This window comes from Azoarcus taiwanensis, from assembly GCF_012910885.1.
Lineage (GTDB): Bacteria > Pseudomonadota > Gammaproteobacteria > Burkholderiales > Rhodocyclaceae > Azoarcus_F > Azoarcus_F taiwanensis.
The window spans coordinates 1-6,202 of the sequence record NZ_WTVM01000185.1 but is presented as its reverse complement, the minus strand read 5'-3'; the positions used below and the strand labels follow the sequence as shown (position 1 = coordinate 6,202).

The 6,202-nt window shown below is 57.8% G+C and carries 4 protein-coding genes; all 4 read right to left on the bottom strand.

Annotated elements, in window-relative coordinates:
• Positions 1-578 precede the first annotated feature (578 nt).
• The 4 genes from aceA to clpS all read right to left on the bottom strand — a co-directional run bounded on the left by aceA (position 579) and on the right by clpS (position 5,680).
• Complete coding sequence (aceA, locus tag GPA21_RS18790) at positions 579-1,892, bottom strand: isocitrate lyase (RefSeq protein WP_168989620.1); 1,314 nt, start codon at positions 1,890-1,892, stop codon at positions 579-581.
• A gap of 541 nt (positions 1,893-2,433) precedes the next feature.
• Positions 2,434-2,916, bottom strand: a complete 483-nt coding sequence (gene rraA / locus GPA21_RS18785; protein WP_168989619.1) for a ribonuclease E activity regulator RraA — start codon at positions 2,914-2,916, stop codon at positions 2,434-2,436.
• A 176-nt stretch (positions 2,917-3,092) separates the two neighbouring features.
• A complete protein-coding gene (gene clpA, locus GPA21_RS18780) occupies positions 3,093-5,369 on the bottom strand; it encodes an ATP-dependent Clp protease ATP-binding subunit ClpA (RefSeq protein ID WP_168989618.1) in 2,277 nt (758 codons plus the stop codon).
• Positions 5,370-5,371: 2 nt separating this feature from the next.
• On the bottom strand, positions 5,372-5,680 hold the full coding sequence (gene clpS, locus GPA21_RS18775) for an ATP-dependent Clp protease adapter ClpS (RefSeq protein ID WP_168989617.1): 309 nt from the start codon (positions 5,678-5,680) through the stop codon (positions 5,372-5,374).
• Between the last annotated feature and the right edge of the window lie 522 nt (positions 5,681-6,202).

Here is a 6,202-nt window from a genome sequence, read left to right as displayed (position 1 = left end):
AGGACAGTGAAACGTGACCGCGCCGATGATAGTGCAGATTGCCTGTGCGAAAGTAGGTCATCGTCAGACTAACCACACTCACTCACCCCCGCGTCCAAAAGACCGGGGGTGAGACCGTCTACAACAATGGAAAACAATCAAGTCTCTTGAGCGCGAGTCCCAGGGGACTCCATGTTGTTGACTCGATAGGCGGATCGTCACCACCTTCCAGCAATGGTCACGAGGATTGCTGGTTTGTACTGTAAGCATGGGCCGGCACTGAAACGGGCACAGGTCAGCAGGCGTGTGAGCACGTTGTGATAGCTTGGCTATTCAGTGTTTCGCCTCCGTGTGGCTGAAGGGCGATTTGACCACTGTAGCTGGTATCTCGTGTCGGGCGAAGCAGTCGATTACGTTGCTGGCGACGAAGGGGATGGTTTCGGCCGTGGCGCTGAGGGGGTGCGTTCAGCGACGTCGTGATGGCAGGCGAGTGGGTTCTGCTTCAGCACCTAGTCCAATGTAGACGAAAAAAAGCCACCTGCGTGCAGGTGGCTTTTGCGGTCTCCGGATCGCGAGACTGTTTCGCGATCCGGAGTTGCTTAGTGGAACTGCTCTTCTTCGGTGGAGCCGGTCAGCGCTTTCACGCTGGACGAGCCGCCTTGGATCACCGTGGTGACATCGTCGAAGTAGCCGGCGCCCACTTCCTGCTGGTGGGACACGAAGGTGTAGCCCTTGTCACGTGCGGCGAATTCGGGCTCCTGCACCATCTCGACGTAGTGCTTCATGCCTTCGCCACGTGCGTAAGCGTGGGCGAACTGGAAGGTGTTGTACCAATTGACGTGGATGCCGGCCAGCGTGATGAACTGGTACTTGTATCCCATCGCAGACAACTCGTCCTGGAACTTGGCGATCGTGGCGTCGTCGAGGTTCTTCTTCCAGTTGAACGACGGCGAGCAGTTGTAGGACAGGAGTTTGCCGGGACATGCTGCATGCACGGCCTGGGCGAACTCACGGGCGAAGCCCAGATCCGGCGTACCGGTCTCGCACCAAACCAGATCGGCGTAAGGTGCGTAGGCAACGCCACGGCTGATGGCTTGCTCGAGACCGTTCTTGACACGGTAGAAGCCTTCCTGAGTGCGTTCGCCGGTGAGGAAGGGCTTGTCGTTGTCGTCATAGTCCGAGGTCAGCAGGTTGGCTGCCTCGGCGTCGGTACGAGCAAGGATGAGCGTGGAGACGCCCATGGTGTCGGCGGCGAAGCGAGCGGCGATCAGCTTCTCGATTGCTTCGCGGGTGGGAACCAGTACCTTGCCACCCATGTGGCCGCATTTTTTCACTGCCGCGAGCTGGTCTTCGAAATGCACTCCGGCGGCGCCAGCGGTGATCATGTTCTTCATGAGTTCGAAGGCATTCAGGACGCCACCGAAACCCGCTTCGGCGTCAGCCACGATCGGCAGGAAATAGTCTACAAAAGCCGCATCGCCCGGATTGATGCCGCGACCCCATTGGATCTCGTCGGCGCGCTTGAAGGTGTTGTTGATACGACGCACCATGGTCGGGACCGAGTCGTAGGCATAAAGCGACTGGTCGGGGTACATGGTTTCCGACGTGTTGCCGTCGGCGGCGACCTGCCAGCCCGACAGATAGACAGCCTCAAGGCCGGCTTTCGCCTGCTGCATGGCCTGGCCGGCGGTGATCGCACCGAAGGCATTCACATAGCCCTTCTTAGCGCCACCATTGACGCGCGCCCACAGCTTCTCGGCACCGTTCTTGGCGTAGGTGTACTCGGGCTGAACGCTGCCGCGCAGTCGTACAACATCAGCCGCGCTGTAGCCACGCTTGATGCCCTTCCAGCGGGGGTTCTCAGCCCAGTCCTTCTCGAGGGCGGCGATTTGCTGTTCGCGGGTCATGGTCATAACGATTCCTTCTTTAGAACGGGTTAGCTGATAGTGCCGGGCCATGGTTTGAGGGCCGGCGGGGTCGATGTTCGCGCATCTAGAACGGGACAAGACCGTATTAAAAGTATAGGCATCTTCCTGCTCTGCAGCAATAGGTCTTATATAAGATATAAGAAAAAAATAGATATAGATGAAACAACGAGTTGCGTTCGGTGTATCACGATGAGAAATGCACGAAGGCTTTGTGAAACGCCTTTCTGGTGCGGTGCAATAAGCTGTCAGGGGACGATAGCCCGCACGCTGGGCGTATCCATCGGCAGAAGCCCGACAGCTTCGGGCAGGATTGAGCACTGCAGTGCGTGGCATGAAACGAAGCGGGCAGGGTCTGTGCGCTGCTGTAGCCCGCGGTTTCGTGTCGAGCAGTAGTGGAACCACTGATTAAATCCGTTCGCCCTGAGCACTTCGGCTGCGCTCAGGAGAGCCTTGTCGCAGGGCATTCCTGAGAATCCAGGGCTTCGATAGGCTCAGCCCGAACGGTGGGCTATGAGTCAGTGCTTCCTTAGAGGGACAGCGGGCTGGCGGAGACGATGATGCCGTCCTCGTCAGCGTAGAGATAGTGACCTGGATGGAAATCGACTCCACCGAACGTGACGGTCAGTTCGGTCTCTCCAACGCCTTTCTTGATGCTCTTTCGAGGGTGGGTGCCGAGCGCAAACACGCCCACGTTCATGTTGGCGATGGCTTTGGAGTCACGAATGCATCCATATACGACAATGCCTGCCCAGCCGTTGTTGACGGCGAGAACCGCAAGCTGGTCACCGACGAGCGCGCAGCGCATCGATCCTCCGCCGTCGATGACGAGCACGCGGCTGTTGCCGGGGGACTCAAGGGTGGAGCGGACGAGGGTGTTGTCCTCGAACACTTTCAGGGTGGTGATCTGCCCGCCGAAGGCATGCAATCCACCGTAGGATGCCAGCATGGGCTCGAGCACGCGAACCCTGTCCTCGTTGGCGTCGCAAAGGTCGGCTGTTTGAATTTCCATTTCGTATTCCTCGTCTTTACAGAAGAAGGCACGTCGGCGCGGGAGTGCAGGCGCAGTATTGATGCGGAATTCTAGCCTCTTGTACGCGCTTTAGACATGCATCCCAGCAGTGCGGGACTCGCGAAAAAAAAGAGCGGTAGTCACCGCTCTTCTTCAGTACGAGGTTAAAACCAGGTTCAGCTTGTGGTGGAGGTCTCCACTTCGTCGAACTCCAACTTCACCTTGCCCTCGCCATCAAAGTCGATCGTTACCTTTCCACCATTGACGAGACGGCCGAACAGGAGTTCATCCGCAAGCGCTGCGCGAATGGTGTCCTGAATGAGGCGGGCCATCGGTCGCGCACCCATGAGCGGGTCGAAACCCTCGGATGCGAGCCAGGCCTTGAGTTCATCGGTGAAGTGCGCCTCCACCTTCTTCTCGTGCAACTGTGCTTCGAGTTGCATGAGGAATTTGTCGACGACCTTGAGAATGATCGCGTTGTCGAGGGCCTTGAACGATACCATCGCATCGAGACGGTTACGGAACTCAGGTGAGAACATGCGCTTGATTTCGCCCATCTCGTCACCAGCCTCCCGTTTGGCGGAGAAGCCGATAACGGTTTTCTGCATGGCTTCAGCGCCGGCATTGGTGGTCATGATGATGATCACGTTGCGGAAATCAGCCTGCCTGCCGTTATTGTCGGTGAGAGTGCCGTGGTCCATTACCTGAAGCAGGATGTTGTAGATGTCCGGATGCGCTTTCTCAATCTCGTCCAGAAGCAGCACACAGTGCGGCTTCTTGGTGATCGCTTCGGTCAGCAGGCCGCCGTTGTCGAAGCCGACGTACCCTGGAGGGGCGCCGATGAGCCGTGACACCGCATGGCGCTCCATGTACTCGGACATGTCGAAGCGCACCAGCTCGATACCGAGCGTGTAAGCGAGCTGACGGGCGACCTCCGTCTTGCCGACGCCAGTCGGGCCGCTGAAGAGGAAGTTCCCGATCGGCTTCTGGGGGCTGCCGAGGCCGGAGCGTGACATTTTGATGGCCTTTGCGAGCGCCTCGATCGCGGCGTCCTGGCCGAACACAACATTCTTGAGGTCACGCTCGAGGGTCTTCAGCGCAGCCTTGTCGTCGTTGGATACCGTGCGTGGCGGGATTCTCGCGATCTTGGCGATGATCTCTTCGATCTCGCCTTTGCCGATCAGCTTGCGCTGACGGGATTTGGGCAGAATGCGCTGGGCGGCGCCCGCTTCGTCGATGACGTCGATTGCTTTGTCCGGCAAGTGACGGTCGTTGATATAACGGGCCGACAATTCAGCGGCAGATGAGAGGGCGGCAGACGAATACTTCACATTGTGGTGCTCTTCGAACCGGCTCTTGAGTCCCTTGAGGATCTCGATAGTCTCGGCGACGCTGGGCTCGACAACGTCAATCTTCTGGAAGCGACGCGAGAGTGCGTGATCTTTCTCGAAGATCTGACGGAACTCGCTGTAGGTGGTCGCGCCGATGCACTTGAGTTGCCCTGAAGAGAGGGCAGGCTTCAGAAGGTTCGAGGCATCCAGTGTGCCGCCGGACGCTGCACCCGCTCCAATGAGCGTGTGTATCTCGTCAATGAAGAGGATCGCGTTCTGATTGTCCAGAAGCTGCTTCAGCACCGCCTTGAGTCGTTGCTCGAAATCGCCCCGGTACTTGGTGCCGGCGAGCAGGGCGCCCATGTCGAGAGAGAAGACCTGCATGCCCTTGAGTACTTCGGGCACCCGGTCCTCGACGATGCGTCTTGCAAGCCCTTCGGCAATCGCAGTCTTGCCAACGCCGGCCTCACCGACCAATAGCGGATTGTTCTTGCGTCGCCGGCAAAGCGTCTGGATGACCCGCTCGACTTCCTTTTCGCGACCGATCAATGGGTCGATCTTGCCGACGAGAGCCTGCAGGTTCAAGTTCTGGGTGTAGTTCTCGAGCGCGCCACCTGCCGAGCCGCTTTCCTGCTCCTGGTCGCCCTGCTCCGATTCCGTTCGATTCGGTTGTGCCGCACCCGGTTGTGGTGTCTTCGCGATTCCGTGCGAGATGAAGTTGACGACATCCAGACGCGAGATCTTCTGACGCTGGAGGAAGTAAACCGCGTGCGAATCCTTCTCGCCGAAAATCGCGACAAGCACGTTGGCGCCGGTGACTTCCTTCTTCCCTGAGGATTGGACGTGCAGTATCGCGCGCTGAATCACCCGCTGAAACCCGAGTGTGGGTTGGGTATCGATCTCCTCTTCGCTCTCGACGCGCGGCGTGTGCTCGTCAATGAAGTTGCTCAATTCCTTGCGCAACTCCTCGACGTTGGCTGCACATGCGCGCAAAACCTCGGCAGCAGAGGGGTTATCGAGCAAGGCGAGCAATAGGTGTTCGACGGTTATGAACTCGTGACGCTTTTGCCTTGCCTCGACAAAGGCCATGTGCAGGCTGACTTCAAGCTCCTGGGCGATCATTCTCAGTTTTCCTCCATCACACACGCGAGCGGATGCTGGTGCTGACGGGCAAAGGAGACAACCTGTTCAACCTTGGTCGCAGCGACATCCTTGGGAAAAATGCCGCAAACTCCAGAGCCCTCTCTGTGGACTTGGAGCATGATTCGCGTGGCCCGTTCGCGATCCATGCTGAAAAATTTCTGCAGGACGACGATGACGAATTCCATGGGGGTGAAATCGTCGTTAAGCAGCAGCACCTTATAGAGGGGCGGGGGTCTGGTGCGAGTACGTTCCGCCTCGAGTACGGAGTGATCCTGTTTACGGGTGGCCATGCAAAACATTCTTAATCAAGTCCCATGAGAGTGCAATAGCGCTCAGGGGGATAGGCTGGGAAGGTTTTTCGTGCAGTCGTGATGTATTCACGCGACAGCGTCTATGCTGCGCTGCACTGGCTTGTCCATGTCTCGTCGGACGATAATTCAAGCGAAGTATGCGGCGAGCAGGGTGCTGACTTGTTGCGACGCAGAAAAAAATGAGGATTGGCAGGGGGCAGAAGGGCTTGACGGTGGCGCGGCAACTGCGTAAAAGCTGGATTTGCGCAATGCAGAGTATTCCGCACTGTATCGGCTTTCCGCGTCAATCGAGGTTGTTGCAGATATCGGTGTCAGGTCGGGCGCTGGGCATCGTCGCACCAACGGGGTTGCACCCGAAACACCAAGTAAATTTGGGGTATACGGATTTAATGGTTGATGGGGCACCTTCACCCCATCAATCTGATACCACCCTCAGATGGTTGATAGATCGACTCCGTAGTTGAGTTCCTCTGCGAAGTCCGGCAGTCCGTAACCGATGGT